Source organism: Streptomyces sp. A2-16, from assembly GCF_018128905.1.
GTDB lineage: Bacteria > Actinomycetota > Actinomycetes > Streptomycetales > Streptomycetaceae > Streptomyces.
Genome location: NZ_CP063808.1, coordinates 430,287 through 454,653, shown reverse-complemented (window position 1 = coordinate 454,653; position 24,367 = coordinate 430,287). Strand labels below are relative to the sequence as shown.

23 protein-coding genes, 1 tRNA gene and 1 pseudogene are annotated in these 24,367 nt (G+C 70.6%); 8 read left to right on the top strand and 17 right to left on the bottom strand.

All coding sequences use genetic code 11. The features are described 5' to 3' along the window. Positions 1–247: 247 nt before the first annotated feature. Both IOD14_RS02230 and IOD14_RS02225 read right to left on the bottom strand, forming a co-directional pair. Positions 248–718: a RidA family protein gene (locus IOD14_RS02230; RefSeq protein WP_123990777.1), complete on the bottom strand. Its 471-nt coding sequence runs from the start codon at positions 716–718 to the stop codon at positions 248–250. Continuing rightward, positions 715–879, bottom strand: a complete 165-nt coding sequence (locus IOD14_RS02225; RefSeq protein ID WP_007383662.1) for a DUF4177 domain-containing protein — start codon at positions 877–879, stop codon at positions 715–717. Before IOD14_RS02225 ends, IOD14_RS02230 begins: the two co-directional genes overlap by 4 nt. A 142-nt stretch (positions 880–1,021) precedes the next feature. Here IOD14_RS02225 and IOD14_RS02220 point away from each other — a divergent pair, with 142 nt between their 5' ends. Together IOD14_RS02220 and IOD14_RS02215 are read left to right on the top strand one after the other, a co-directional pair. Further along, complete coding sequence (locus IOD14_RS02220; protein WP_123990776.1) at positions 1,022–1,999, top strand: ArsA-related P-loop ATPase; 978 nt, start codon at positions 1,022–1,024, stop codon at positions 1,997–1,999. Beyond that, complete coding sequence (locus IOD14_RS02215; RefSeq protein WP_123990775.1) at positions 1,996–3,315, top strand: ArsA family ATPase; 1,320 nt, start codon at positions 1,996–1,998, stop codon at positions 3,313–3,315. Before IOD14_RS02220 ends, IOD14_RS02215 begins: the two co-directional genes overlap by 4 nt. A 38-nt stretch (positions 3,316–3,353) precedes the next feature. On the opposite strand, the gene wblA is transcribed toward IOD14_RS02215, so the two are convergent. Further along, positions 3,354–3,692, bottom strand: a complete 339-nt coding sequence (gene wblA, locus IOD14_RS02210; RefSeq protein WP_020118772.1) for a transcriptional regulator WblA — start codon at positions 3,690–3,692, stop codon at positions 3,354–3,356. A 507-nt stretch (positions 3,693–4,199) separates the two neighbouring features. Here wblA and IOD14_RS02205 point away from each other — a divergent pair. Beyond that, positions 4,200–6,467, top strand: a complete 2,268-nt coding sequence (locus IOD14_RS02205) for a transglycosylase domain-containing protein (protein ID WP_123990774.1) — start codon at positions 4,200–4,202, stop codon at positions 6,465–6,467. Positions 6,468–6,644: 177 nt separating this feature from the next. On the opposite strand, the gene IOD14_RS02200 is transcribed toward IOD14_RS02205, so the two are convergent. Further along, positions 6,645–7,109, bottom strand: a complete 465-nt coding sequence (locus IOD14_RS02200) for a GatB/YqeY domain-containing protein (protein ID WP_123990773.1) — start codon at positions 7,107–7,109, stop codon at positions 6,645–6,647. A 100-nt stretch (positions 7,110–7,209) separates the two neighbouring features. Between IOD14_RS02200 and IOD14_RS02195 the strand changes: the two genes are divergently transcribed. From IOD14_RS02195 to IOD14_RS02185, 3 genes are all read left to right on the top strand, one after another. Beyond that, complete coding sequence (locus tag IOD14_RS02195) at positions 7,210–8,136, top strand: metallophosphoesterase (RefSeq protein WP_212669539.1); 927 nt, start codon at positions 7,210–7,212, stop codon at positions 8,134–8,136. Between the two features lie 132 nt (positions 8,137–8,268). Next, positions 8,269–9,054 carry a Pr6Pr family membrane protein gene (locus tag IOD14_RS02190; RefSeq protein ID WP_123990771.1) on the top strand — a complete coding sequence of 262 codons (786 nt, stop codon included), beginning with the start codon at positions 8,269–8,271 and terminating at the stop codon, positions 9,052–9,054. A 34-nt stretch (positions 9,055–9,088) separates the two neighbouring features. Next, positions 9,089–9,162 (top strand) — tRNA-Pro (locus IOD14_RS02185). A gap of 67 nt (positions 9,163–9,229) precedes the next feature. Here the strand turns inward: IOD14_RS02185 and IOD14_RS44125 are convergent. Next, a pseudogene (locus IOD14_RS44125) lies at positions 9,230–9,467 on the bottom strand (site-specific integrase); the annotation flags it as partial. 149 nt (positions 9,468–9,616) lie between these two features. Here IOD14_RS44125 and IOD14_RS02180 point away from each other — a divergent pair. Beyond that, positions 9,617–9,922 carry a hypothetical protein gene (locus IOD14_RS02180; RefSeq protein ID WP_212669538.1) on the top strand — a complete coding sequence of 102 codons (306 nt, stop codon included), beginning with the start codon at positions 9,617–9,619 and terminating at the stop codon, positions 9,920–9,922. 182 nt (positions 9,923–10,104) lie between these two features. Here the strand turns inward: IOD14_RS02180 and IOD14_RS02175 are convergent, their stop codons facing one another. After that, positions 10,105–10,434: a hypothetical protein gene (locus tag IOD14_RS02175; RefSeq protein ID WP_212669537.1), complete on the bottom strand. Its 330-nt coding sequence runs from the start codon at positions 10,432–10,434 to the stop codon at positions 10,105–10,107. Positions 10,435–10,764: 330 nt separating this feature from the next. Between IOD14_RS02175 and IOD14_RS02170 the strand changes: the two genes are divergently transcribed. Then, the gene (locus IOD14_RS02170; protein WP_249125812.1) at positions 10,765–11,628 is read left to right on the top strand and encodes a pentapeptide repeat-containing protein; all 864 of its coding nucleotides are present in this window, start codon (positions 10,765–10,767) and stop codon (positions 11,626–11,628) included. 64 nt (positions 11,629–11,692) lie between these two features. On the opposite strand, the gene IOD14_RS02165 is transcribed toward IOD14_RS02170, so the two are convergent. From IOD14_RS02165 to IOD14_RS02115, 11 genes are all read right to left on the bottom strand, one after another. Continuing rightward, on the bottom strand, positions 11,693–12,685 hold the full coding sequence (locus tag IOD14_RS02165; protein WP_212669535.1) for a ScbA/BarX family gamma-butyrolactone biosynthesis protein: 993 nt from the start codon (positions 12,683–12,685) through the stop codon (positions 11,693–11,695). A 927-nt stretch (positions 12,686–13,612) separates the two neighbouring features. Continuing rightward, entirely contained in the window at positions 13,613–14,089 is a 477-nt protein-coding gene (locus IOD14_RS02160; protein ID WP_123990731.1) for a flavin reductase family protein, read from the bottom strand. A gap of 110 nt (positions 14,090–14,199) precedes the next feature. Then, the gene (locus tag IOD14_RS02155; RefSeq protein ID WP_212669534.1) at positions 14,200–15,309 is read right to left on the bottom strand and encodes an LLM class flavin-dependent oxidoreductase; all 1,110 of its coding nucleotides are present in this window, start codon (positions 15,307–15,309) and stop codon (positions 14,200–14,202) included. Between the two features lie 62 nt (positions 15,310–15,371). Beyond that, positions 15,372–16,736, bottom strand: coding sequence for an ATP-grasp domain-containing protein (locus IOD14_RS02150; protein ID WP_212669533.1), 1,365 nt, complete (start codon positions 16,734–16,736; stop codon positions 15,372–15,374). Further along, positions 16,733–18,121 carry a PLP-dependent aminotransferase family protein gene (locus IOD14_RS02145; RefSeq protein WP_249125811.1) on the bottom strand — a complete coding sequence of 463 codons (1,389 nt, stop codon included), beginning with the start codon at positions 18,119–18,121 and terminating at the stop codon, positions 16,733–16,735. Before IOD14_RS02145 ends, IOD14_RS02150 begins: the two co-directional genes overlap by 4 nt. 64 nt (positions 18,122–18,185) lie before the next feature. Continuing rightward, on the bottom strand, positions 18,186–18,488 hold the full coding sequence (locus IOD14_RS02140; RefSeq protein ID WP_123990728.1) for a YciI family protein: 303 nt from the start codon (positions 18,486–18,488) through the stop codon (positions 18,186–18,188). Positions 18,489–18,526: 38 nt separating this feature from the next. Next, complete coding sequence (locus IOD14_RS02135; RefSeq protein WP_212669532.1) at positions 18,527–19,282, bottom strand: SDR family NAD(P)-dependent oxidoreductase; 756 nt, start codon at positions 19,280–19,282, stop codon at positions 18,527–18,529. 6 nt (positions 19,283–19,288) lie between these two features. Further along, on the bottom strand, positions 19,289–20,530 hold the full coding sequence (locus IOD14_RS02130; RefSeq protein WP_212669531.1) for an MFS transporter: 1,242 nt from the start codon (positions 20,528–20,530) through the stop codon (positions 19,289–19,291). After that, positions 20,530–21,996 carry a transposase gene (locus IOD14_RS02125; RefSeq protein WP_249125810.1) on the bottom strand — a complete coding sequence of 489 codons (1,467 nt, stop codon included), beginning with the start codon at positions 21,994–21,996 and terminating at the stop codon, positions 20,530–20,532. Before IOD14_RS02125 ends, IOD14_RS02130 begins: the two co-directional genes overlap by 1 nt. Positions 21,997–22,150: 154 nt before the next feature. Next, positions 22,151–23,494, bottom strand: a complete 1,344-nt coding sequence (locus tag IOD14_RS02120) for a hypothetical protein (RefSeq protein WP_212669530.1) — start codon at positions 23,492–23,494, stop codon at positions 22,151–22,153. Further along, positions 23,491–24,351: an FAH family protein gene (locus IOD14_RS02115; RefSeq protein WP_212669529.1), complete on the bottom strand. Its 861-nt coding sequence runs from the start codon at positions 24,349–24,351 to the stop codon at positions 23,491–23,493. Before IOD14_RS02115 ends, IOD14_RS02120 begins: the two co-directional genes overlap by 4 nt. Positions 24,352–24,367: the final 16 nt, after the last annotated feature.

Sequence of the window (24,367 nt, the reverse complement as noted above, 5' to 3'; positions counted from 1 at the left end):
GCGCCCACGACGGGCCGCAAGCCGCGTACGGCGCGCAGGGGACGGGGTGGGGGGTGTCCGCCCGCAGCGGCCGGCGTCCGTTACCGGGCCCTGCTCAATAGACAGCAACCGCCGGACCGAGGACGGACACCCCCCACCCCGGCCCCGACCCCACCACCAGGGCCGATGCGCTACGCACGCCCCCACCGAACCCGCAGCTGCGCCGCAGGCATTTCAAGGGCGCGGGGCCCGCCCCCACCGGAGGACCTCACGCCGAAGTCAGCTCCACCTGCACCTCGACCTCGACCGGCGCGTCCAGCGGCAGCACAGCCACTCCCACCGCACTCCGCGCATGCACACCGGCCTCGCCGAGGACCTCGCCCAACAGCTCGCTCGCCCCGTTGATCACACCCGGCTGCCCCGTGAAGTCCGAGGCCGACGCCACGAACCCCACGACCTTCACCACACGCGCGATCCGGTCCAGGTCACCCGCCACGGACTTCACCGCCGCCAAGGCATTCAACGCACACGTCCGCGCCAGCGCCTTCGCCTCCTCGGCCGTGACCTCCGCCCCCACCTTCCCGGTCACCGGAAGCTTCCCGTCGACCATGGGCAGCTGACCGGAGGTGTACACGTACACCCCCGACTGCACGGCCGGCTGATACGCGGCCAGCGGCGGCACGACCTCCGGCAACGTCAGCCCGAGCTCCGCGAGCCGCGCCTCGACCGCCCCGCTCACGCCGCCTTCTCCCGCTTCAGGTACGCCACCAGCTGCTCGGGGTTGTTCGGCCCGGGCACGACCTGCACGAGCTCCCACCCGTCCTCGCCCCAGGTGTCCAGAATCTGCTTCGTGGCGTGGACGAGCAGCGGCACGGTCGCGTATTCCCACTTCTTGGTCATGCGGCCGACTTTAGCCGCTGCTCACCCCGGGCTCTGAGCCGCTCCGCACCCCGCGCTCCGGCCTCCCCCGACCCACAGTCCGCACCCGCGTTATCCACAGCCTCCTGCTTAGGTTCGCCGCCGACTGGTTACGCTCGAATACGTGAGCAGGCTCCAGGTCGTCAGCGGCAAGGGCGGGACCGGAAAGACCACGGTCGCCGCAGCCCTCGCGTTGGCCCTCGCCACCGAGGGGAAGCGCACGCTTCTCGTCGAGGTGGAGGGTCGCCAGGGAATCGCGCAGCTCTTCGAAACGGAGGCGCTGCCCTACGAGGAGCGGAAGATCGCCGTCGCTCCGGGGGGCGGGGAGGTGTACGCACTGGCCATCGACCCCGAACTGGCCCTTCTGGACTACCTCCAGATGTTCTACAAACTCGGCGGTGCGGGCAGAGCCCTCAAGAAGCTCGGCGCGATCGACTTCGCGACCACCATCGCGCCCGGGCTCAGAGACGTCCTCCTGACGGGCAAGGCGTGCGAGGCGGTCCGCCGCAAGGACAAGTCCGGTCGCTTCGTCTACGACTACGTCGTGATGGACGCGCCCCCCACCGGCCGTATCACCCGCTTCCTGAACGTCAACGACGAGGTCGCGGGACTCGCCAAGATCGGCCCGATACACAATCAGGCACAGGCCGTGATGCGGGTGCTGAAGTCCAAGGAGACGGCCGTCCACCTGGTGACGCTCCTGGAGGAGATGCCCGTCCAGGAGACCGCGGACGGCATCGCCGAGCTCAGGGCTGCCCAGCTCCCGGTGGGCCGGATCGTCGTGAACATGGTGCGCCCGGAGGTGTTGGACGGCACCGATCTGGAACTCGTACGGACCACACAGCGTTCAGCCGTGGCGAAGGCGCTGTCCTCGGCCGGACTCGGCGGCGCCCGCCGCGGTGGCAACGCCGAGAAGCTGGTCGACCCGCTGATCCAGCAGGCCGAGGAGTACGCCGAGCGGTACGAACTGGAGCACGAACAGCGCTCGGTCCTCGGCGAGCTGGGGCTGCCGCTGCACGAACTGCCCTTGCTGACCGAGGGCATGGACCTGGCGGGTCTGTACGAACTGGCCACCGAGCTGCGGAAGCAGGGGATGTCATGAGCCCGGACGCCCACGCGCACGACCGGCACCACCGTCTCTCCCCCGCCCCCGTGCTCGACCTCGATCCGCTGATCGACGATCCCGGCACCCGCATCGTGGTGTGCTGCGGTTCGGGAGGTGTCGGCAAGACCACGACGGCGGCGGCGCTCGGCCTGCGCGCCGCCGAGCGGGGCCGCAAGGTCGTCGTCCTCACCATCGACCCGGCCCGCAGGCTCGCCCAGTCGATGGGCATCGACTCGCTGGACAACGTCCCGCGGCGGGTGAAGGGTCTCGACGACTCGGCGAGCGGCGAGTTGCACGCGATGATGCTCGACATGAAGCGCACCTTCGACGAGATCGTCGAGGCGCATGCGGACCGCGAGCGGGCGGCCGCGATCCTGAACAACCCCTTCTACCAGTCGCTCTCTGCGGGCTTCGCGGGCACGCAGGAGTACATGGCGATGGAGAAGCTCGGGCAGCTGCGGGCCCGGGACGAGTGGGACCTGATCGTCGTCGACACCCCTCCCTCCCGTTCCGCCCTCGACTTCCTGGACGCGCCGAAGCGGCTGGGCTCGTTCCTCGACGGAAGGCTCATCCGGCTGCTCACCGCCCCGGCCAAGCTCGGCGGACGGGCGGGGATGAAGTTCCTGAACGTCGGGATGTCGATGATGACCGGCACCCTCGGCAAGCTGCTGGGCGGTCAACTCCTCAAGGACGTCCAGACGTTCGTGTCCGCGATGGACACGACCTTCGGCGGGTTCCGCACGCGCGCGGACGCGACGTACAAGCTGCTCCAGGCGCCCGGGACGGCGTTCCTGGTGGTCGCGGCCCCGGAGCGGGACGCGCTGCGCGAGGCCGCGTACTTCGTGGAGCGGCTGGCCGCCGAGAGCATGCCGCTGGCCGGCCTGGTGCTCAACAGGGTCCACGGCAGCGGCGCCGACCGGCTCTCGGCCGAGCGGGCGCTCGCCGCCGCGGAAAATCTTGAAGAGCCCCGCATTGTCGATCAGGAGGGCGGGAAAGCTGGACTTCGTAACTCTCCCGACACGTACGACAGTTCAGAATCTCCCGCTTCCGAGTCGGACTCCCCCGTCGACCCGGAGCGCACCGTCGACCAGCTCACCGCAGGCCTGCTGAGGCTGCATGCGGACCGTATGCAACTGCTCTCCCGCGAGCAGCGCACGCGTGACCGCTTCACCGCGCTCCACCCCGAGGTGGCGGTGGCCGAAGTGGCCGCGCTGCCCGGCGATGTGCACGACCTCGCGGGGCTGCGGGACATCGGAAACCGGCTCGCGGCCGGGCGGCCGGAGCTGCCCGAGCCAGGCACGGACGTCGGCTGAGCCGACCCTGCGCGCACCGTGAACCGAGGGTTGTGCCCTCAGCCCACCGCCGCGTAGTTCTCGTAGATCTCGTCGTCCTCGAGGGGCAGGATGCCGACCCCTCGCTCGTACTCGACGCGCGCCGTCTCCAGCAGCCTGCGCCACGACGTGACCGTCGGCCGCCGGCGCAGCAGCGCGCGACGCTCGCGCTCTGTCATGCCTCCCCACACGCCGAACTCGACGCGGTTGTCCAGCGCGTCGGCGAGGCACTCCGTGCGCACCGGACATCCGGTGCACACCGCCTTCGCCCGGTTCTGCGCTGCTCCTTGAACGAACAGTTCATCCGGATCGGTAGTGCGGCAGGCCGCCTGCGCACTCCAGTCGACTACCCAGCCCATACCGGCGCCGTCCTCTCCCGAATCGAGGCTCCCCCACGGCGGCAGCGGCATATTCACCGCCGCCAGTTGAGGACGTTACGGAAGGGAGGCACAGCGCAACACCCCCTTCGGGCCCAATCTTGAATGGCCCGAACGGACTATGCGTAAGCGGCAGATCACCCGGGGGAGTGAGGCCGCGACATACATGACTATCCCGGCAAACCAGGACACTTGTCTTGCGTCACAACGGGCACCTGATGACACACGAGGCGGATTCGGACACGTCCTCAACAAAAAAGTCGAGGAACGACCGGAACGATTCGGGGTCGCCGGACGTATTGATACGTGGCCCTACTGCTGTGACAGTTGAGAGCAGCTTAGGCCAAGGCCTGTGCGCGTGTCCGGCGAATGAGAAGGTAGGGCGCTCTGTCGTCATGCCCGCTCCGACGCGGTCGTGCCCGCTTCCGTCGCCATGCCGTGACATGGGCTCCCTCTGAACGCTCATGAGTACGGATTAGGCTGCCCCCTATGTCGAAGAAGCGCTCGGGCGGCGGTCTGTCGCCCACGCAGCAGGCCGCCAAGTTCCTCGGTGTCAGTGTCCTCGCGGGAGCGGTGATGGCCGGCATCGCGCTGCCCGCGGCCGGCGCGCTCGGGCTCGCGGCCAAGGGGTCGGTGGAGAGTTTCGACGAACTCCCGACCAACCTGAAGACCCCACCGCTGAGCCAGCGCACCACGATCCTCGACAGCGAGGGCGGCACCATCGCCACGGTGTACTCGCGCGACCGCACGGTGGTCGACCTCAAGAACGTCTCGCCGTACATGCAGAAGGCGATCGTCGCGATCGAGGACTCGCGCTTCTACCAGCACGGCGCGGTCGACCTGAAGGGCGTCCTGCGCGCGCTCAACAAGAACGCCCAGAGCGGCGGGGTCGCCCAGGGCGCCTCCACGCTCACCCAGCAGCTGGTGAAGAACGTCGCGGTGGAGGAGGCCGGTGACGACCCGACGAAGGTCGCCCAGGCCACCCAGCAGACCATCGGCCGCAAGATCCGCGAGCTGAAGTACGCGATCCAGCTCGAAGAGGAACTCGGCAAGAAGAAGATCCTCGAGAACTACCTCAACATCACGTTCTTCGGGCAGCAGGCGTACGGCGTCGAGGCGGCCTCGCAGCGCTACTTCTCCAAGCACGCCAAGGACCTCAACCTCGAGCAGTCGGCCCTGCTCGCGGGCATCGTCCAGTCCCCCAGCCGCTACGACCCCGTCAACGACGAGGCCGAGGCGACCAAGCGGCGCAACACCGTGCTCCAGCGCATGGCCGAGGTCGGTGACGTCTCCCAGGCGGAGGCCGACAAGGCCAAGGAGCAGCCGCTGGGCCTCAAGGTCAGCAAGCCGAAGAACGGCTGCATCACCGCGGTCAAGGGCGCCGGCTTCTTCTGCGACTACGTCCGTGAGGTCTTCCTGACCGACCCGGTCTTCGGCAAGACGAAGGAGGCCCGGGCCAAGGTCTGGAACCAGGGCGGTCTGACGATCCGCACCACCATGGACCCGCAGGCCCAGAGGTCGGTCCAGAAGTCCATCAAGGAGCACGTCTACCAGGACGACGACGTGGCCACGGCGGCGACCATCGTCCAGCCCGGCACCGGCAAGATCCTCGCGATGGGCCAGTCACGGCCGTACGGCATCAACAACAAGAAGAACGAGACGACGCTCAACCTCTCGGTCAACCAGGACATGGGCGGCGGAGCGGGCTACCAGCCCGGTTCGACGTTCAAGCCGATCGTGGCCGCGGCCGCCATAGAGGGCGGCACCCCGGCGACGCAGATCTACCCGTCGCCGTACAAGATGGACTACCCGGCCCCGGTCCAGGAGTGCAACGGCAACGTCTGGAACGAGAAGGGCGTCCCGGTCTCCAACGAGAACACCTCCGAGGTGGGCCCGTACGACATGAAGACCGCGACCGCGAAGTCGGTGAACACCTACTACGTGTCGTTGATCAGCGACATCGGCATCTGCCCGGTGACGGAGATGGCCGCGAAGATGGGCGTCCAGCGCGCCGACGGCCGCAAGATCCAGCAGGCTCCGTCGATCGCCCTGGGCACCCAGGAGATGTCCCCGCTGACCATGGCGAACGCGTACGCGACCTTCGCCTCGCGCGGGATGTACTGCACCCCGGTCGCCATCGAGTCGATCACCCAGCGGGTCGGCGAGAAGTCGAAGTCCCTCCAGGTCCCGAAGTCGACCTGCTCGCGGGCGATGTCGGAGAACACCGCGGACACGATCAACACGCTCCTCAAGGGCGTGGTCGAGGACGGCACCGGCTCGGAGGCGGGCCTCGGCGGCGGCCGTGCCAGCGCCGGCAAGACGGGTACGACCGACGAGCGCTACGCGGCCTGGTTCGTGGGCTACACGCCGAACATGGCCGGCGCGGTCTGGGTCGGCGACCCGGCGCACAAGCGCAAGATGCAGAACATCACCATCGGCGGCGTCTACAGCCAGAAGGTGTTCGGCGGCAAGGTCCCCGGCCCGATCTGGCGCGACATGATGAGCGGAGCGCTGGAGGGCAAGGACGCCCCGAGCTTCAACCTCGTCCACATCCCCGACATGCCGAAGAAGGAAGACCCCGGCAAGGGCGACGACGGCGACAACGGCGACAACCGCGGGAACGACAACGGCGGCAACGACAACGGTGGGAACGACGGCAACACCACCTTCCCGACGCCGACCTTCTCCATCCCGGAGGGCTTCATCCAGGGCACGAACAACGGGAACGGGAACGGCAACGGAGGCGGGCGCGGCTGACACCCGGCGGCCTCCCCGCGGGCGCGGCTGACACCCGGCCGCCTCACCGCGGGCGCGGCTGACACCCGGCCGCCTCACCACAGACGCGGCTGACACCCGGCCGCCTCACCACAGACGAGAGCCCGGTCCCGCGCATTCGGCGGGACCGGGCTCTTGTACGACTGGCAGGTGCCGTTCTCAGCCGGCCAGGAGCTTCTTCACGGCGGCGGCGACCCGGCCGCCCTCGGCCAGGCCCGCGACCTTCGGGTTCACGATCTTCATGACGGCGCCCATGGCCCGCGGGCCCTCGGCGCCGGCCGCCTTCGCCTCCTCGACGGCCTGGGCGACGATGTCGTTGAGCTCGTCGTCGCTGAGCTGCTTGGGCAGGTACTCGGCGAGGACCTGGCCCTCCGCCTTCTCCCGCTCGGCGGACTCGGCGCGACCACCCTGGGCGAAGGCGTCCGCGGCCTCGCGGCGCTTCTTCGCCTCCTTGGTGATCACCTTCAGGACCTCGGCGTCGGAGAGCTCCCGCTTCTCCTTGCCCGCGACCTCCTCGGTGGTGATCGCGGCGAGCGTCATCCGGAGCGTCGAGGAGCGCAGCTCGTCTCGCCCCTTGATCGCGGCGTTGAGGTCTTCCTGCAGCTTCGACTTGAGCGTGGTCATGGGTCCGATTGTCGCAGGTGTGGGGCGACGGGCGCCCGCCCATTTACCGTGCGGGCGGCGGCCGGTCAAGGATGCCCCCGCGATCTGACACGATGGAGGCATGCGCGCGCGATACGGAGTCCCCTTGGGAATCGCGGCGGTTGGCGCCGCCGGTCTGGTCTACTCCGCGGGTTTCGAAGCCCGCTCCTTCCGCCTGCGGCGGGTCACGGTCCCCGTCCTGCCGTCCGGCATGCGCCCGCTGCGCGTGCTCCAGGTCTCCGACATCCACATGGTCGGCGGCCAGCGCAAGAAGCAGCGCTGGCTGCGCTCGCTGGCCGGCCTGCGCCCGGACTTCGTGATCAACACGGGCGACAACCTGTCGGACCCGGAGGGCGTCCCGGAGGTCCTGGACGCGCTGGGCCCGCTGATGGAGTTCCCGGGCGCGTACGTGTTCGGCTCCAACGACTACTACGGCCCCAAGTTCCGCAACCCCGCCCGCTACCTGTACGAGAAGGCCCAGGGCCGCCACGGCCTGAACGGCAACGCACCCGCCGTGGGCGTCGTCCACAACCCGTGGGAGGACCTGCGGGACGGTTTCGAAGCGGCGGGCTGGCAGAACCTCACGAACACGCGGGGCATGCTGAAGGTCGAGGGCGTGTCGGTGGAGCTGACGGGCCTGGACGACCCGCACATCAAGCGGGACCGGTACGACGAGGTGGCCGGCGGCCCGTCGGGCGCGGCCGACTTCTCGATGGGCGTGGTGCACGCGCCGTATCTCCGCGTCCTGGACGCCTTCGCCGCGGACGGCTACCCGCTGATCCTGGCCGGCCACACCCACGGCGGCCAGATCTGCCTCCCCTTCTACGGCGCCTTCGTGACGAACTGCGACCTCGACACCGACCGCGTGAAGGGTTTGTCCACGCATGAGGCGGAGGGCCGCAGGTCGTACCTGCACGTGTCGGCGGGCTGCGGGGCGAACCGCTATACGCCGGTACGGTTCGCGTGCCCGCCCGAGGTGACGTTGCTGACGTTGGTGGGGCGGGGGTAGGTGTCCGTACGGGGACGTGGGCGGGCGTTCGGGTTCGGTGCGGGGCGTTGGTTCCCGTGCACTGGACGGGTGGCTTAACCCGCACGGCCCGCCCAAATCGCCCCTTTTGTCGCACATGTCTAGCGTGAGGGCATGACCGCGCCGATACCGAGGGACATCCCGGACCTCCCCGCAGTCCCGGGCATGCCCGTCTTCCTGCCCTCGCTCGTCCCCGCCACGGCGGTGGTGGCTCCTGTGCGCCATCCCGTCGCCGCCGCCTACCGCGTACTGGTGGCGATGGCGGCCGCGGGGGCGGTGACCGTCGAACTGCTCCTGAGCAGCCCGGTCCGCACCCTGAGCCACTTCTCGATCCAGAGCACGATCCTGCTGACACCGGTGCTTCTGCTGTCGGCCCGCAGGGCATGGACCGCCCGCCGCCCCCTGCCGTCGTCCGTGACGGGCGCGGCCCTCCTCTACGTCACGATCACGGCGCTGGTGTACCACCTGCTGCTGGTGAACACGGCGAGCCCTTTCGCCCTGACGGGCGCGGCGGCGAACCCGACGGGCTGGCACGCGGTGACCGCCCTCCTCCTGCACACGGTGATCCCCGCGGCGGCCCTGGCGGACTGGCTCCTGCTGACGCCCCCCGGCCGACTCCACCTGCGCCAGGCTGCGACCTGGCTGCTGTACCCCCTGGCCTACCTGCTGTTCTCCTTCACCCGAGGCGAACTGATCCCTCCGGGCACGGGCGGCCGCTACCTCTACCCCTTCCTGGACGTGGACCTGCACGGCTACAAGAGCGTCCTGGGCAACGCCCTCCTCCTCGGCCTCTCCTTCTACGCCCTCGCGATCCTCCTGGTAGCCCTGGACCACGCCCGCCCGAACCCCATCCGCCACCGCACCAAAACCGGATTTCGTCTCCAGCCACCGGTGGGCTAAAGTAAACGACGTCGCCGCGACAAGCAGCGACAATCGGGGTGTAGCGCAGCTTGGCAGCGCGCTTCGTTCGGGACGAAGAGGTCGTGGGTTCAAATCCCGCCACCCCGACAGCTAAAACAACAGGTCACCCACCTCCGGATTTCCGGAGGTGGGTGACCTGTTTCTGCGTGCGTGTCTATCTGCGTGACCAACGCTCCGGGCCCGGCTTGAAGATGCCGTCCATGACCACGGCGCCGGTCTGGATCACGGGCCGGATCTGCTTCCGGTAGACCTCCTCGGTGACCGCCGGCCGGGGCGCAGTGTTCCTCCCAGGCGTCACCGGCGGCGAGCCGGTCCCAGACCTGATCTTCGAATTGCTGCCAGAGAGCCTCGACGCAGCGTGCCGGCAGGGCGAGAGTGCGCCGGCTGCTTCTGCGAGAGGGGTAAAGATCAGACTAAGGACCTGACCGGTTGATTCCCGTCGTATGACTGGCCTGGCAGGCTCTCGGCGCAGAGGGAACGAGTCGCAGTGATGACGTGACGCGCAGATCCATGCCGACGAGGGGTATCGATGCTCAGGTTCATGGACTGGTCTGTCGTCGTGATGGGCTGCTTGCTGGTTCTTATCAGCTTCGGCCGCCGCTGGTGGGAGCGGGCAAAGATCCGCAAAGGAGCGCGCCCCCGCCAGGACATGCGCTTCTACTCGATATGGATGCCCCTGCTCATGGGTCTTGGCATGATCGTCGCCAAGGTGCCGCACATGGCCGGCGCACCCTTCGCCATCGTCATGGCTGCTGACACGTTGAACCTTGTGCTGGCGGTCACGACGGCGCTGGTCTTGGCTGTACAGGTCAGGCGTCGGACCGGCTCTGGGCCGTCCGCTGAGTGACGGCAATGCATGCCAAGGCCGCATGCGACGGCCGGCGCGAACAGCAGCGGTCGGCGCCGGACCTCAGCGGACGATCGACCGAGGGGCAGCGACCTTTGGTCGACATGATGTCCTTCATCGATGGACGGTGCCTGCCGCCGTGGCTCGACCCATTGTCTCCACCGACCTCACAGCGCCTCAGCTCAGGGCGAGGGCTTGAAGTCGGCGGACAGGTCGAGGTGGAAGGGGGAGCCTGGAGCAGTTGGGCTCCAGCCCTCACGAAGGGCACGTTTGATGGCTTGGGCAACGTCGGATGGCAGTACAGGCTGGGCCCCACGTCCGATCCAGTTGCTCGCATGTGGCTGGTTGGTGGTGACCACGAGCATTGTCCCGACGGCGTCTGCATGCACGACCGCGAAGCTGCACGGCGTCCAGCACAGCCCCTGAAAGTAGGTCGGCCTGCGTCGCAACCGCCAGCGGTAGGCCGTACTGTCGACGACGATGCGTCGCGATCCCTTGCGGCCCAGTGCCATGGCTCCTCCTCGAGACGAAGGATGTTAGCCAGCCCAGCCCGCCCGGGCTTCTCAGTTTCCGTCTCATTCAGCCCCGTTCACGGGCGCTCATCGAGGACCGCACGCCGAAATCGCCTCCCGGGCCAGACTCCCATGAACGCAGGTGAACGCCCCTGCACACAGCCCACCACCACAGTTGGAAAGCGTGCAGGTCCAAGGGCTGGAGGAGCGCCGGATAGGGCAGCTTGAGGCTTGGCTTTGCGAGGTGTCGGGCAGCTCACTCTCATGCGATCGCGTTGGAAGCGCGCAGGGCTGGCTGTTGGTCTTGTTCTTGTGGTGTGCGGATACGTCGTGCTGCTCTGGCAGGGGCCGTGGTGGCTGGACGGTGAGCATCTGAGAACAGACGACTTGCAGCCGGCCGACGGTGTTGTGGTCACGGGGGTGCGCACGGCTCTGGTTGCCCTCGGAGCGGGAGTGGTCGCGGCGGCAGGTCTCTACTACACCGACCGCAGCTTGCGGCATACGCGAGAACGGGATCGCGAACAGGCCGAGCTGTCGCGAGAAGCGCAGGTGACCGACCGTTATGTGGAGGCCATCAAGCTCTTGGCCTCGGATCGGACCGTCGAGCGGTTGGGCGGTATATACGCTCTCGAGCGCATCATGCGTGACTCCCCCAAGGACCACCTGACGGTGGTCGAGGTCCTTGCCTCGTTCATCAGGGAGCACACTCTGATGGCCGCAGGAGAAGGAGAGGCACTCCAAGCCGATCGTCATCCGACCGAGCCTGTTCAGGCGGCGTTGACCGTGCTGGGACGTCGGCCCGTAGCGCAGGAGCCCTTCCGCATCGACTTGCGGGCGACGGATCTGAGGGGCGCTGATCTCAAGCAGGCTCGGCTGGACCGTGTCCGTCTGGGCAGCGCGAGGTTGGACGGCTCGGACTTGACGGAGGCGCGGCTGGAGGACGCGTGGCTGCAAGAGACCGGGCTTGAAGGTGTCTGGCTGGACCGCGCCGACCTCAACAAGGCGAATCTGCGCGCCGCCAATCTGCGGGGCGCGAGTCTTGTGGATGCCAATCTGGCGCAGAGCAAGCTGATGGGCACCGATCTGTCGACAGCTCACGGGTGCACGGTTGAGCAGGTCCGGGCAGCTTCGGTGCTGGACGAGGCGACCAAGCTGCCCACCGACATCGCGGCCGGGCTACCTGCGATCGAGTGACGGCAGGACCGTGGTCACCGGCCCAATGCCGGGCGTACGGAGTCGATGGCTGCCGTGGACCGTCTCAGTCGCATGTGTGGGCCACCACGAGGCTGTCGAAGGTGAGGCGGTTGGACTGCCAGGCTGTGACTCGGAGGGCGGCGTCCTCGGTGGCGTCCTGGGTGGGGAGGCGGGTGGCGGAGATGTGGCAGGGGGTGGACAGGGCCACGGGGTGGTGGAAGGCGCTGCGCAGTTCGACCGGGAGGACGCGGTAGGGGGCGCAAGCCGCCTGGACGGCCTGGCGGGCGGCCTCCAGAAGGACCATGCCGGGCACGTCCCCCGTGGGGTGGTCGAAGAGCACGGGGTGGCCGGGGTCGATCCGCAGGTCCCAGGCGAGGCCGCGGCGCTCGGCGGCGGAGGCGGGGACGCCGAGGACCACGTCGTGTTCGTCCAGGCGTCCCACGATCGCGGGCGGGACCGGGTCCGGCAGGGGCGGGTACCCGCCGCCCTCCCCTGCGGCGGGGTCGCGGCGGTCCGACACGTGCAGGGTGAGGCGTCCCGCACCGGCGTAGTCCCCGCCGCGCAGCAGATCGGCCTCCAACGTGAGGGCGGTGAGGGTGCCCCGCCTGCGCCGTACGTCCGTCGCCGTGAACTCCAGGCGCATCTCCGCGGGCCTTGCACCCAGGAGCAGGGCTCCGGGCACCACCTCGAACTCCAGTTCGGCGATGGTGAAGTGGTGGTCGGCCGGGACTCCGTAGTACGTCTGCCCCACCAGGACGGACGCCTGGCGCAGCGACTCCGCGGCGAGCAACGGGTCGTACCAGGTGCCGGCGACCGGTGCGTAGAAGTGGTGGCCGCGCGGCCACTGCGCGCCCAGCCGGAACGTGTCGGGGCCCAGCTGCCGCCAGTCCGTGATCAGCACCTCGGCCACCGCACTGCGGGCCACGAGGTGGCGCGGGGCGGTCCGGACGTAGTCCAGGTCGCGGTCCAGGTCAGGGGCCACGTCGCGGTCGAGGTATGCCTCGGCCCTCGCGTCCGGTGGAAGGGGAAGGGTGGGTATGGGGTCGGTGGGGGACACGCGGGTTGCCTTTCTCATGGGCGTCGACGCGGGGTGTGGCGGACCGGTACGGGTGCGGTGCCGGAGAGGCCGAAGGCGGCGGTGACTTCGGCCGGTGGGCGTTCCGGCTGGCGGGCCCCTATGGGGGCCTGTAGGCGGGCCTCTGGCGTCGGGCGGCTACGAGCAGCGACGGCGGTGTGAGGTGGGGCGGTGGACGGACTGGGTGACATGCGGCGGGCCGGGGGCCCGAGGTCGGGGGCGGGTAGCCAGTGGCGGGTGGCCGGCACCGGTGTGCTCGATCGAGCGCGGTGGTGGCCGGTGGTGGGCAGTGCTCGGCTGAGCGGGATGGTCGGCCCGGTCGGCGGAGGCAGGCCTGTGGCGACTTGAGCGGGCGGGACGGCGAGACTGGGCTAAGCCGGATCGCGCCGAGTCTGTCAGGGCCGGCCTCGACACGTCGGGCCCAACTGGGCCGGGTTGGTCCGGGCTGCGCCGGGCCGGTTGACCTCGGCTGAAGGCCTCAGCCGGCCAGATCAGGACCTGCCGGATCCAGAACAGCAGGCCAGGTTGGCAAGGGCGGGTTGGGTAGGTCGGGTTGGCAAGGGCGGGTTGGGTAGGTCGGGTTCGGTAGTTCCGGATCAACAGGCCCGGTTCAGCAGACCCGGTTGGGCGGGTCGGGTTGGCCGACCTGGTTCAACAGGTCCAGTTGGACAGGTCGGTTGGGCAGGTCGGGCTGCTAGACCCGCTTCAGCAGGCCCGGTTGGGCAGGACCCGCCGGCCAAACCGTTTCGGCAAGCCGGGTTCGCCAAGACGCGTTGTCTAGGACGCATACGGCGAGACGGATCCGTCACCCCGGCACCTTCAACCCTGCACCACCACCCCGGCACCACCCCGGCACCACAACCCCGGCGCCTCCACCCCCACCGCACCAAGCCCCGCAGTGGCCGAGCGTCAGGCCGCCGCCAGTGCCGTGAAGCGGCCCGCGTGGAAGACCAGGGGGCCCGCCTGGTCCGTCAGGGCGCCCTCCAGGGCCTCGGCGATGACCAGTTCGTGGTCGCCCGCCCGGTGGAGCGTGCTGATACGGCAGTCCAGCCAGCCGAGTCCGTCGGTGGGGATCGGGTGTCCGGCCCGGGTGGCCGACCAGCCGTCGCCGGCGAAGCGGTCGGCGCCCTTGGTGCTGAACAGGCGGCACAGTTCGGCGTGCCGATCGCCGAGGATCGTCACCGCGAAGTGTCCGGCCTCGCGGATCGCCGGCCAGGTGGAGGAGGTGTCCGCGGCGCACAGGGCGACCAGCGGCGGGGTCAGGGAGACGGAGGTGAAGGAGTTGACCGCCATGCCCTTGGGGCCGTCGGCGGTGTCGGCCGTGATCAGCACCACTCCCGTGGTGAACCGGCCGAGTATGTCGCGGAACGAGCGTTGCTCCAGCATGAGTTCTTTCCGATCGGACGGGACGCCCGGCCGGGCCGGCAGACCGGCCCGGCGTGGCGTGAGCGGCGTGCGGTGAGCGGAGTGCGGGGTGCAGGGCGCGGAGCGCGGGCTTAGCGGTTGCGGCTGGCGATCGCGAAGTCCACGGCCTCCTGCGGGCGGGCGGCGGAGCCGGTGAGGCGCGGGGAGACGTAGCGGGCCAGCAGCTCCATGCTGCGGTTGGTCTTCTCCCAGGACGTCCAGTCGGCGACGTAGACGAGCAGGGTGCCGAAACCGCCGGTGATCTCCTGCAGTTGCTCGATGCCGGCGACCACGTCGTCCACGGAGCCGACGAGCGCTCCCCCGGCCTCGACCCGGGCCTCCAGCGCCCGCTCGCGGGGCACGTCCGGGCTGAGCACCTCGCGTCCTGCCGCCTTGCCGAAGTACTCGAAAAGCCAGCGGTCGTAGCCCTCGCGGACGTCCGCGTACGCCTCCTCGCGGGTCTCGGCCACGTGCACCGGCAGGGCGATGCGCCACTTGTCGCGGTCCAGGGTCTGTCCGTGCTCGGCGGCCGCCTCCTCCGCGTACTTCCACTGGTGGGCCAGATTGATGTGCGCGGGGGCGCCCGGCGTCAGCAGGGCGAAGGGCAGGGCGAAGGAGGTCATGCTGAGCCCGTACTGGCCGATCAGGCGCGGGCTGGACTGCGAGGTGCCGGAGGTCGCCACGGCCACCTCGATGCCCTGCGGGCTGAACCGCGGCAGCTGGAGCTTGGCCTCGCGCAGGTCGAACCAGTCGGTCTGCTGGGTGATCCGCTCGTCGCCGTTGACGAGTTCCAGGACGGTGGGCAGGGCCTCCTCCAGGCGGCGGCGCTGCACCGGCTGCTCCAGGCCGAACATCTTGGCGTCGAAGGGCACGCCGGGACCGACGCCCAGGATGTACCGGCCGCGGGTCAGATGGTCGAGGTGGACGGCCCGGCTGGCCACGTGGAAGGGGTGGTGGCCGGACAGGGGTACGACGCCGTGGGCCAGCTTGATCTGGCGGGTGCGCTGCGAGGCGGCGGCGATCAGGGTCTCGGGCGCCCCGACCAGGCCCCAGCCCAGCGTGTGGTGCTCACCGAACCACGCCTCGTCGAAGTTGAGGTCGTCGACGTACTCGACGAGGTCCAGGTTCCGGCGTATCGCCAGGTTCGGGTCCTGGCCGGTCTCGTGGACGGGGGACAGGAACAGACCGATACGGCTGTGCACGATGAGCCTCCTGAGAGAAACGAACCTGAGAAAAAGAGAGGGGGAGCTGGGAAGACGGGACGTCAGGCGACGACGTACACCGCGTCCTTCAGCGAGCGGACCTTCTCGTAGTCGGCCGTCAGCGCCGTCTCGTCCGGGGCCGTGAGGTACACCCGGAGAGGGGTGGTGAGCAGGTCGACCGTGGGGGTGATTCGGGCGCCGGGCGCGAGCTTGACCGTCGCGGAGAAGACGCTCTCCAGGGAGCGGATCTCCGCCACCGCCGTCCCGTCGACGGACTCCACGACCCCGTCGAGCTCGGTCGGGGTGTTGTAGACGACGGCCGGCTGGAGCCTGGCGTACGTCCGGCCGCCGTAGCGCGCGCGGAACTCCTCGGGCCTCCTGTACGCCTGTGCGGTGAGCGCCGCCTGGTTGTGGCCCAGGCACACGTCGTGGAAGGGGGCGCTGATGTTGCCGTTGAGGCGGGTGCCGATCTCGACCAGGACGGGGCCCTCGTCGGTGACGATGACCTCGGCGTGGGCCGGTCCCCAGGCGACGCCGAGAGCGGCGAGGACCTCGTCGACGTACGCGGTGAGTTCGGCGACGACCGGGTCGGTGTCCGGGTCGGCGAGCAGGTCGCGGTTGTAGATGTTCTTGCCGGAGGGCAGCAGTGTCTTCTCGTACTCCCAGACCCCGCACACATAGCGCTCGCCGCCGCAGCTGACGGTGTCGACGATGTACTCGGTGCCCTTGAGGTAGGACTGCACGAGGATCTCGGTGTTGGCGATGCCGAACATGTTGGGGGCGTCGAGGACGGCTCGGGCGGCGGTACGGACCTCGTCGGGGCCGGCGCACACGACGACGCCGTCGGAGGCGGCCGAGCTGAGCGGCTTGACGACCACCGGGTAAGTGCCCTGGCCCTCGGCCCAGTTCACCGCGGCGTCCGGGTCGTCGGTCTTGAACTGCGACACGCACCGCACCCCGGCCCGCCGCAGTGTCTCGGTCATCTCGTACTTGTCCCGGCGGGCCGGGGACTGCGCCGACCCGTTGGAGGGGACACCGACGGCCTCGCTGAGCCGGTCGGCGAGCGGCACGGACGACTCCTGGCCGGCGATCACGCACACCGGGTCGAGAGCGCGCAGTACGTCGACGAGTTCGGCCTCGTCGGTGACGACCACGGTGTCGTCGTACGCGCTGAGATCCGGCGGGGCCATCGCCGGGATCAGCTCCGGGGTGCTCTGGACGTGGACGACGGCCGTGCCGTACGCGGCGAAGGCGGCCGGGTAGAAGTTGCCGGCGGAGTAGCCGTCCACGACGACGGCGACGGGGCGCGGGGCATCCGTACGGGCCGCGGCAGGCGCAGCGGACGCTGCAGATGCGGCGGATACCGCGGATACGGCGGATACCGCGGATACGGCGGATACGGCGGACTCGGCGGACGTGGTGCTCATGCGTGGGCCTCCGATGCGGACACGAAATCGGGCAGGGACGCGGAGTGGACCTCGATCACGGGCCCGATCGCGGACTCCGCCCGGATGAAGCCGGCCAGGCGGGCGATCCCCTCGCGGATCGCGGCCGGGGTGAGGTTGCTGAAGCCGAGGCGCAGGGCGCGTTCGCCGCCGCCCTCGAGGTGGAACATGCTCATCGGCGCCCAGCTGACCGCGTGGTCGCGCGCCGAGCGTTCCATGGCGGGCAGGTCGGCCTCGAAGGGCACCTCGACGACCAGGAAGAAGCCGCCGCGCGGCCGGTTCCAGCGCACCCCGTGCTCGGCGTACCGCTCGGGCGGGAAGTGCTCGGCGAGGGCGTCGAGGGTGGCGGCGAGCCGTTCCTGGTAGATGGCGGCCAGATCGCGGGTCGCGGTGCGCAGGTCGTGGTCGGCGTCGACGAGGATGCCGCCGATCGCCGCCTGGGAGAGCGAGGACGAGCCGACCGTGAACATCGCCTTGGCCTTGGAGAGTTCCTGGGCGAGGGTGCGCCGGACGCCGTCCTCGCCGACGACCTCGCGGTCACCGACCAGATAGCCGAGACGGGCGCCGGGGAACGCGGACTTGGCGAAGGAGCCCAGGTAGACGACGTCGCCGCGGGTGTCCAGCGACTTCAGGGTCGGCAGCCGCTCCTCGTCGCTCGCGAACAGCCCGTACGGGTTGTCCTCCAGGATGGTGAAGCCCTCTTCGGCGGCCAGCGCGAGCAGCCTCCTGCGGGCTTCCAGAGGTACGACCGTGCCGGAGGGGTTGGAGAAGTCGGGGACCAGGTAGAGCGCGGCGGGGCGTTTGCCCTCGGCGCGCACGGCCCGTACGGCGGCGGCCACGGCCTCGGGCTCGAGTCCGTCGGGTCCCTCGGTGATGCCCTTGACCGGGATGTCGAGCATGCGGGCGGCGCCCCGGATGCCGACGTAGGCCGGGGACACGGACAGCAGCACGTCGTCGGGTGACCGGAACAGTCCGCGCAGGGCGACGAGCGCGGCCTCCTGGAAGCCGTGCGTGATCATGATCGCCTCGGGTGCGACATCGATGTCCTCGTCCCGGACGAGCATGCGGGCGACCTCTTCCTGGATGAACCCGTTGACGGGTCCGTACTGGAAATGCAGCCGGGTGATGCGCTGTTCGGGCACGCCCCGCTGCCGCAGGTGCCTGATGTACCGGTCGACGTGGTACGAGAGCTTCGCGAGGTCGTGGGTGCCGTCGTGGGGGGCTCCCGAGGAGAACGACAGGGCGTCGGGGAACCTCATCGCCGTCTCGCTGAGCAGGCGCATCGAGTCCATGTCCGGATCGACGATGCCGGCGTGCAGTTCTTCGCGGCGCAGGGTGGTGGCTTGCCGGACTGGCGTAGTGGACACGTCAGTTGGATCCTTCCGGGTTCACGGGCGGGGAGGGGCGGGGAGGGGGGCCGAAGGAGCGGGGTCAGGCCGCCGACGGCTCGGGCGCGGCGATCCACGTGCCCTTGCCGGGCGCCCACTGGCGGACGCGGACGTGGCAGACGATGCCGCCCTGGACGTAGGGCTCGGCGGCGAGGATCTCCTCCAGGCGCGCGCGGTCCTCGGCCTCGTAGACCAGCAGACCGCCGTTGGTGTCCTGGAGCGGGCCGGCGAGCAGGAGTACGCCGTTGTCGGTGAGGGTGCGCAGGTAGTCGGTGTGGGCGCGGTGCAGGGGCTCCCGGCCCGCGCGGTCGACGTTGTACTCGAATTCGACGACGAACTTCGCCATGGGTGTCTCCTGGAGGGGATCAGTGGGAGCGGCCGGGCTCACATGTAGAGGCCGCCGTTGATGTCGATGACGGCGCCGGTCGAGTAGCCGGCGCTCTCGGAGCAGAGGTGCAGCACACTGCCGACCGCTTCGGCGACCGTGCCGTAACGCCCCATGGGCAGCCGGGACATGACGTCCTTCTTGGACTCCTCGGTGCGGCGCTCGAAGGCGCCGGCCACGCGGTCGGTCGCGATCGGTCCGTGGGCGACGACGTTGGCCACCACGCCGGTGCCGGCCAGCTCGTAGGCCATCTGCTTGGTCATGCCGATCACGGCGGCCTTGGCGCCGACGTACGCGGCGTTGTTGAAGTGGCTGTACGTACGGCCGCCCGCCGAGGCGAAGTTGACGATGCGGCCGTAGCCGTCGGCGGCCATGCGCGGGGCGCACACCTTGACCGCGATCCAGCTGCTGACCACGTTCTCCAGGTACGTCTGGTCGAAGTGGTCCCGGGCCAGGTCGGCGTAGCCGATGACGCGGGTGTCGCCACCGACGCCGTTGACCAGGATCGACGGGGCGAACCGGTCGACGATGTCGGTCAACTGGCGTTCCGCGGCCGGGATGTCGGTGATGTCGCCGACGACGGCCTCGACCTTGGTGAGCCGGCCCAGTTCCTCGGCGAGCCGGTGCACGGCGTTCTCGTCACGGTCGAACAGGACGAGGGTGTGGCCCTCTTCGGCGAGTCGGCGCGAGACCTCCTTGAGGATGCCTCCGGCGGCGCCGATCAGCAGGGCGGTGCGGGGGGTGGGTGCGGACATGCCGGGTCACCTTGTCTCTCGGGTCAGCTGTTCTGCGGTGTCGAGGTGGTCGCTTGGGGGTGCCGGAGCCTTCGTGAAGCCCGTGAGCCGGGGCAGCAGGGCGAAGCCGAGCGTCACCGCGCACCCGAGGCCGAGGACGGACATCCACAGCGCTCCGTAGCCGTGGGCGTGGGCGAGGGCGAGGCCGGCGGGGCTGCCGACGACGAACGCGGCGTTCCAGGCGAAGAAGTAGGAGCCCTGGTAGGTGCTGCTGCGTCCGGCGGGTGCCCGGTCGGCGATGAAGGTCGCGGACATGGGGGCCCACAGCACCTCGCCGAGCGTCCAGACGACGGTGGCGAGAGTGAAGGAGACCATGCCGTCGGCCAGGACGTTGGCGCCGAAGCCGACGGCCATGAAGGCGGCGGCCATCATCAGCGGGACGTGCGGGCGCAGCCGGCCGACGAGCCGGGGCACGAGCGGCAGGAGCAGGACGGACAGCACCGCGTTGACCGCGAGGACGAATCCGATGCCCCCGGCGGTCAGCCCGCTGTCGCGCATGTCCAGCGGGAGCGCGGAGTTGACCTGGAGGTAGATGCAGGCCAGCAGGAAGGTCAGCAGCAGGAAGGCGACCAGGACCGGGGTGCGGAAGGGCTCGGCGATGCCGCGCGCCGCCGATGCGAGGGCGGCCGCGACTCCGCTGGGCCGGTCGGCGGCCCGGGGCACGGGGTCCGCGGGCACCGCGAACACCAGCGCCGCGTACAGCAGGCTGGAGACCGCCCAGACGACAAAGAGGGCGCCGGGGCTGACTTCGAGCAGGAACCCGGAGAGCACGGGGCTGAGCGACATGCCGATGTTGAAGCCCACCAGGAAGAGGCTGTACGCCTTCGAGAACTGCTCCGGGGGCACGATCGCGGAGATCAGCCCGGCCCCGGCGGGGCGGTCGACGGCCGACAGGAAACCGGTGATCAACGACAGCGCGCACAGCGCGACCACATTGTCGGCGACGGCGAACAGCAGGGCCATCCCTGCGGTGAACGGCTGGGCCGCGACGATGGTGCGCCGCGGTCCGATCAGATCGGCGACCGCGCCTCCCACCAGCCCGGACAGCACCACTCCGGCGCCGAAGAGGCCGACGACGAGCGGGGTCGTGCCGGGGGCGACGAGGCCGTTCTGCTCCAGGTAGAGGACGAGGAAGGCGGGGGCGAGGGTGCCGAGCCGGCTGACGGTCTGGCCGCACCACAGCAGCCAGAACGCCTTGGGGAGGGCCATCAGGAGCATCCCGTTCGTGTCGGTGTCGTCAGGGTCCGCGCCCGGCGTGGCGGACGGCCGGGCTGGGGTCCGCGCGAGGCGCGGGCGGGGCGGGTGGGGGGCATGGCCGCGCGGCCGAGGGCGCGGTAGGCGAAGGCGGCGGAGACCAGCGTCATGTGGTGGTGCCAGCCGGGGTACGAGCGCCCTTCGAAGGCGCGCAGTCCGAAGTCGTCGGCGAGCCGCTCCATGGTGTCGGCGGCGCCCGAGTGCAGCCGGGCCAGAGCCGGCACCTCGGATACGGGCCGGTCCACGAGGTCGGTGAGCCAGAACCGGTCGCCGCCGGACGCGCTCGGGCGCCGCTCGACGGTCAGCCGGAGGGGGACGGGGATACCGGGGAGACGCACGGGCACCACGGGCGCCGCCGGGGGCCGCCCCGCCGACCGGGCGTCATGGGCGGCGAGGAGCTCCCGCACGGGCAGACCACCACCGGGCACAACGGCCCGCACGGCAACGGCACCGGCGCCGACCACGCCCGAGACTCCGGGGAACCCGGAGGCCCCACAACCGCCGACCCCCCAGGAACCCCCCGATCCCCGGGCCCCGGCCTTGGCCGCGGCCCCGGCCCGGTCGGGTACGACCACCAGATCCCCGGGTACCGCCACCACGAAACGGCGCCGTCGGGCCACGAGCCCGGCGGCCAGTGCCGTGGTGTCCGCGAAGCCGACCAGGTCGGCGACGACGGGCACCCCGTCAGGCTCGGTGTCCGTGCCGGTTCCGGAGCCGGGCAGGCTGCGCTCGACCCCGTCCACCAGATCCAGCGCCTGGGCCGCGCCCGAGTCCTGGGTGCCGGCGGCGTTCTCGGGGACGCGGGCCCGGTCGCGTACCTGTGGGTCCGCGGACCAGGCTCCGGGCAGCAGCAACCGCCAGTCGACGGGGACCGTCGCCCGGTCCGCGGCGAGGAACGCACCGATGCCGACCTGGCAGTTGACGGTACGGCCCTCCTGCGGGACGAAGCGGCGGTGCACTCCGCAGGAACGGTCACCGCGCTTGGGCAGCACCGCCGTACCGAGGAGCAGGGCTCGGGGCCCCGACCTGCGCACCACCCAGTCGGCCAGCCGGGCGCGGACCGGCTCCCAGTCCCACGGGCTGGCGTTGACGAACTGGTGCAGGGCCTGGGCCGCCGTGGCCGAGTCCGACACGGAGGCCGCGAGCCGCCGTACCGTCTTGCGGCCCGGTGTCATCAGCAGGCCCCGCGTGTAGAGATGGGCCCATCGGCGCTGGTCGGCGCGGGGCAGTCGCTCGAAGATCTCCGCGACGAAGGCGTGGAGGGCATCGGGGGCGCCAGGAGCGGCGCCGGGAGCGGCGTCATGGGCGTCGAAGGCGGGGTGGTCCGGGGAGCCGGTCCGGACCCGCGGCGCGGATGCGGCCGTGCGCGTGGCCGCCGTAGCGCCAGGCCCGGGAGCCACCGTGGAAAACGCCCTCACCATGTCGCGTCCCCCTTTCTCTGGAGTGGGCGGACCCCGCCGGTTCGGAGCCCCCTCCAAAAAAATAGAGAACGAACTCTTTGTTTTCAAGACGAGGGCCGATCCCCGAGTACGACTTTGCCGAGTCGGCGTCACCGAACCGCTGTCACCTGCGGTTTCACAAACGCACGGAAACGGGCCGCGTCAGCACGGCCTCGCTCAGCTCCCGCTCCGCCCTCGCCGCCCAGCCCTCACCGAGCCCCCGTGAGGCGAGGGCCACGGTCAGAGCGCCCTTGAAGGAGGACAGATACAGCGAGCTCCCGGGCCTGCCTGCGCCACGGGCCGCGACGGTACGGAGCCCCGTGATCCTGGCGGCGTGCGGACCGAGCGCGGTGTCGACCGAACCGGCGTCGACGACGCACACCTCGGGTCCACGGGCCGTCGTCTCCCGCTCGACCGCATGACGGATCCCGGCGTGCGCCCGCCGCTCCGGGCGCCAGGTCCGCCCGGCCGAGCACAGCACCGCCGCGTTCGCCCGCGCCCGGCCCAGCGGATCACCGGCCGCCCCGGCGTTCAACCGGGCCCGCACGATCCCCAGGACACATCCCGGTTCGGCGATCAGCGTGCGCTCGGCATACCGCCGGCGCAGGGACATCGCCGTGGCCGCGGTGACCTCCGTGCGGCCGGTCTCCCGGGCGAGCGCGTCGGCCAGGACGGTCGTGAGGAACCCGCTCACCGTCACCTGCCCGGCCCCGCACCAGTCGCGCAGCCGACGACTCTCGTACGGTGTGAGCGCGAGCGTCACGACACCGGCCGCACGACCGTCACGTGGCCCGGCCCCCGACCCGCCCCGGAGCTCGGACACGGGCCCGGCCGCGCGTTCACCGACTCCCGAGGTCCGCCCGTGACTCCGCCGGTCCCCGCGCCCGTCCCGGTGCACTGTCGCCGCCCCGGTCCGTCGCGCCGAACCGGCCCCGCAGACCCCGCACACACACCCGCCGCCGCCCTCGTAGGTGAGTTCGTCGGTGTCGGGCGGCAGCGCCCGCGCCGAGCGGTCGGCGGCGTCGGGGCCGGGGGTGTCGAACAGGGCGTCCAGCAGGGGCCGTACGAAACGGCCGACGGAGTATCCGTCACAGATCGCGGGGTGGAGGGTCAGGCGGAAGCGCGTCGTCCCCGCCTGGCCCGGTCCTGCCCGCAGCCGCCACAACCGCTCCCCCGCCACCGTGTCGTCCGCCCCGGCCCACGTGGCGACGGCGGAGTCCACCGGATCCGGCTCCGTGCGGAGGGCGGCCGGTGTCCCCTGCCGGAAGCACAGCCCGCCCTCGGTGCCGGCGATCCGCAGCGACAGCAGCGGCAGCCGGCCGAGCCAGCGCCGGACGGCCCGCTCCACCCGCTCCGGTGCGAACGTGCCGTGCACCGTGAAGGAGGTGGTGAGCCGGCCGCCGCCGCGCGTCAGGGCGTGGGTGTAGGCGAACGCGGCCTCCGTGTCGCTGAGTGCGCGCTCCCCCTCGCGCCCGCTCACGCTCCCTCGCAGCGCACGGTGTTGGACAGGGTGACCCCGTGGCTCGCGAAGTCCAGGGTGACGCGGTCGCCGTCGGCGATCCGGAAGCCGGCGTGGAAGCTGCTGCGGTCGGCGCCGAGGTAGACGTAGTGCACCCGGCCCGGGGTGCTCAGGGCGTCGTAGGAGAACAGCTCGGACATGATGGCGTCGAGGCCGTAGTGCAGGGCCTTGGTGCCGGTGGTGAACTCGCCCCGCCACGAAGGCTCGCCGTCCCGCTCGATCGTCACGTGCCCGGTGACGTGCCGCGGGGGCTCGCCCAGGAACAGCCAGGGCGCCACGGCCGCGTCGCAGAGCTTGGCGTAGGACAGGTGGCCGCGGTGGCGCCGGAAGCGGCCGATGTCGGTGAGGTCGTTGCCGAAGGTGTAGCCGACATAACGGGGTTCGCCCGCCGCGTCGGTGACGTAGACGAGGACGACCTCCGCCTCCTCGGTGAGCGCGACGGACCCGGCGGGTGCGCGCAGGTCCTGCCCGGGGAGTTTCAGCACGTCACCGAGGCCTTTGAGGAACCAGTTCGGCTGGGCCGGGGTGTCCGCGTCCACCTTGACGTTGTGGGTCTGCATGAAGCCGCCGACCATCGCGCCGCCGGGGTGGTCGGGCAGCAGCGGCGGCCTGAGGGTCACCTCGCCGGCGGGGACGGTCACCGTCTCGGCGTCGGCGAGCTCGTCACCGGCGAGCAACAGGTCGGCCGGGTTCCGGTCGCCGAGCGGGACGAGGCGCAGCGGCTCGCCCTCCCGGGGCAGACCGAGGCCGAGGTGGCGGCGGCCCTGGTAGGTGCATTCGAACAGGACGGTCGTGGCAGCGGTCGGGGAAGCGGTCATGGGAGTTCCTGCCTTT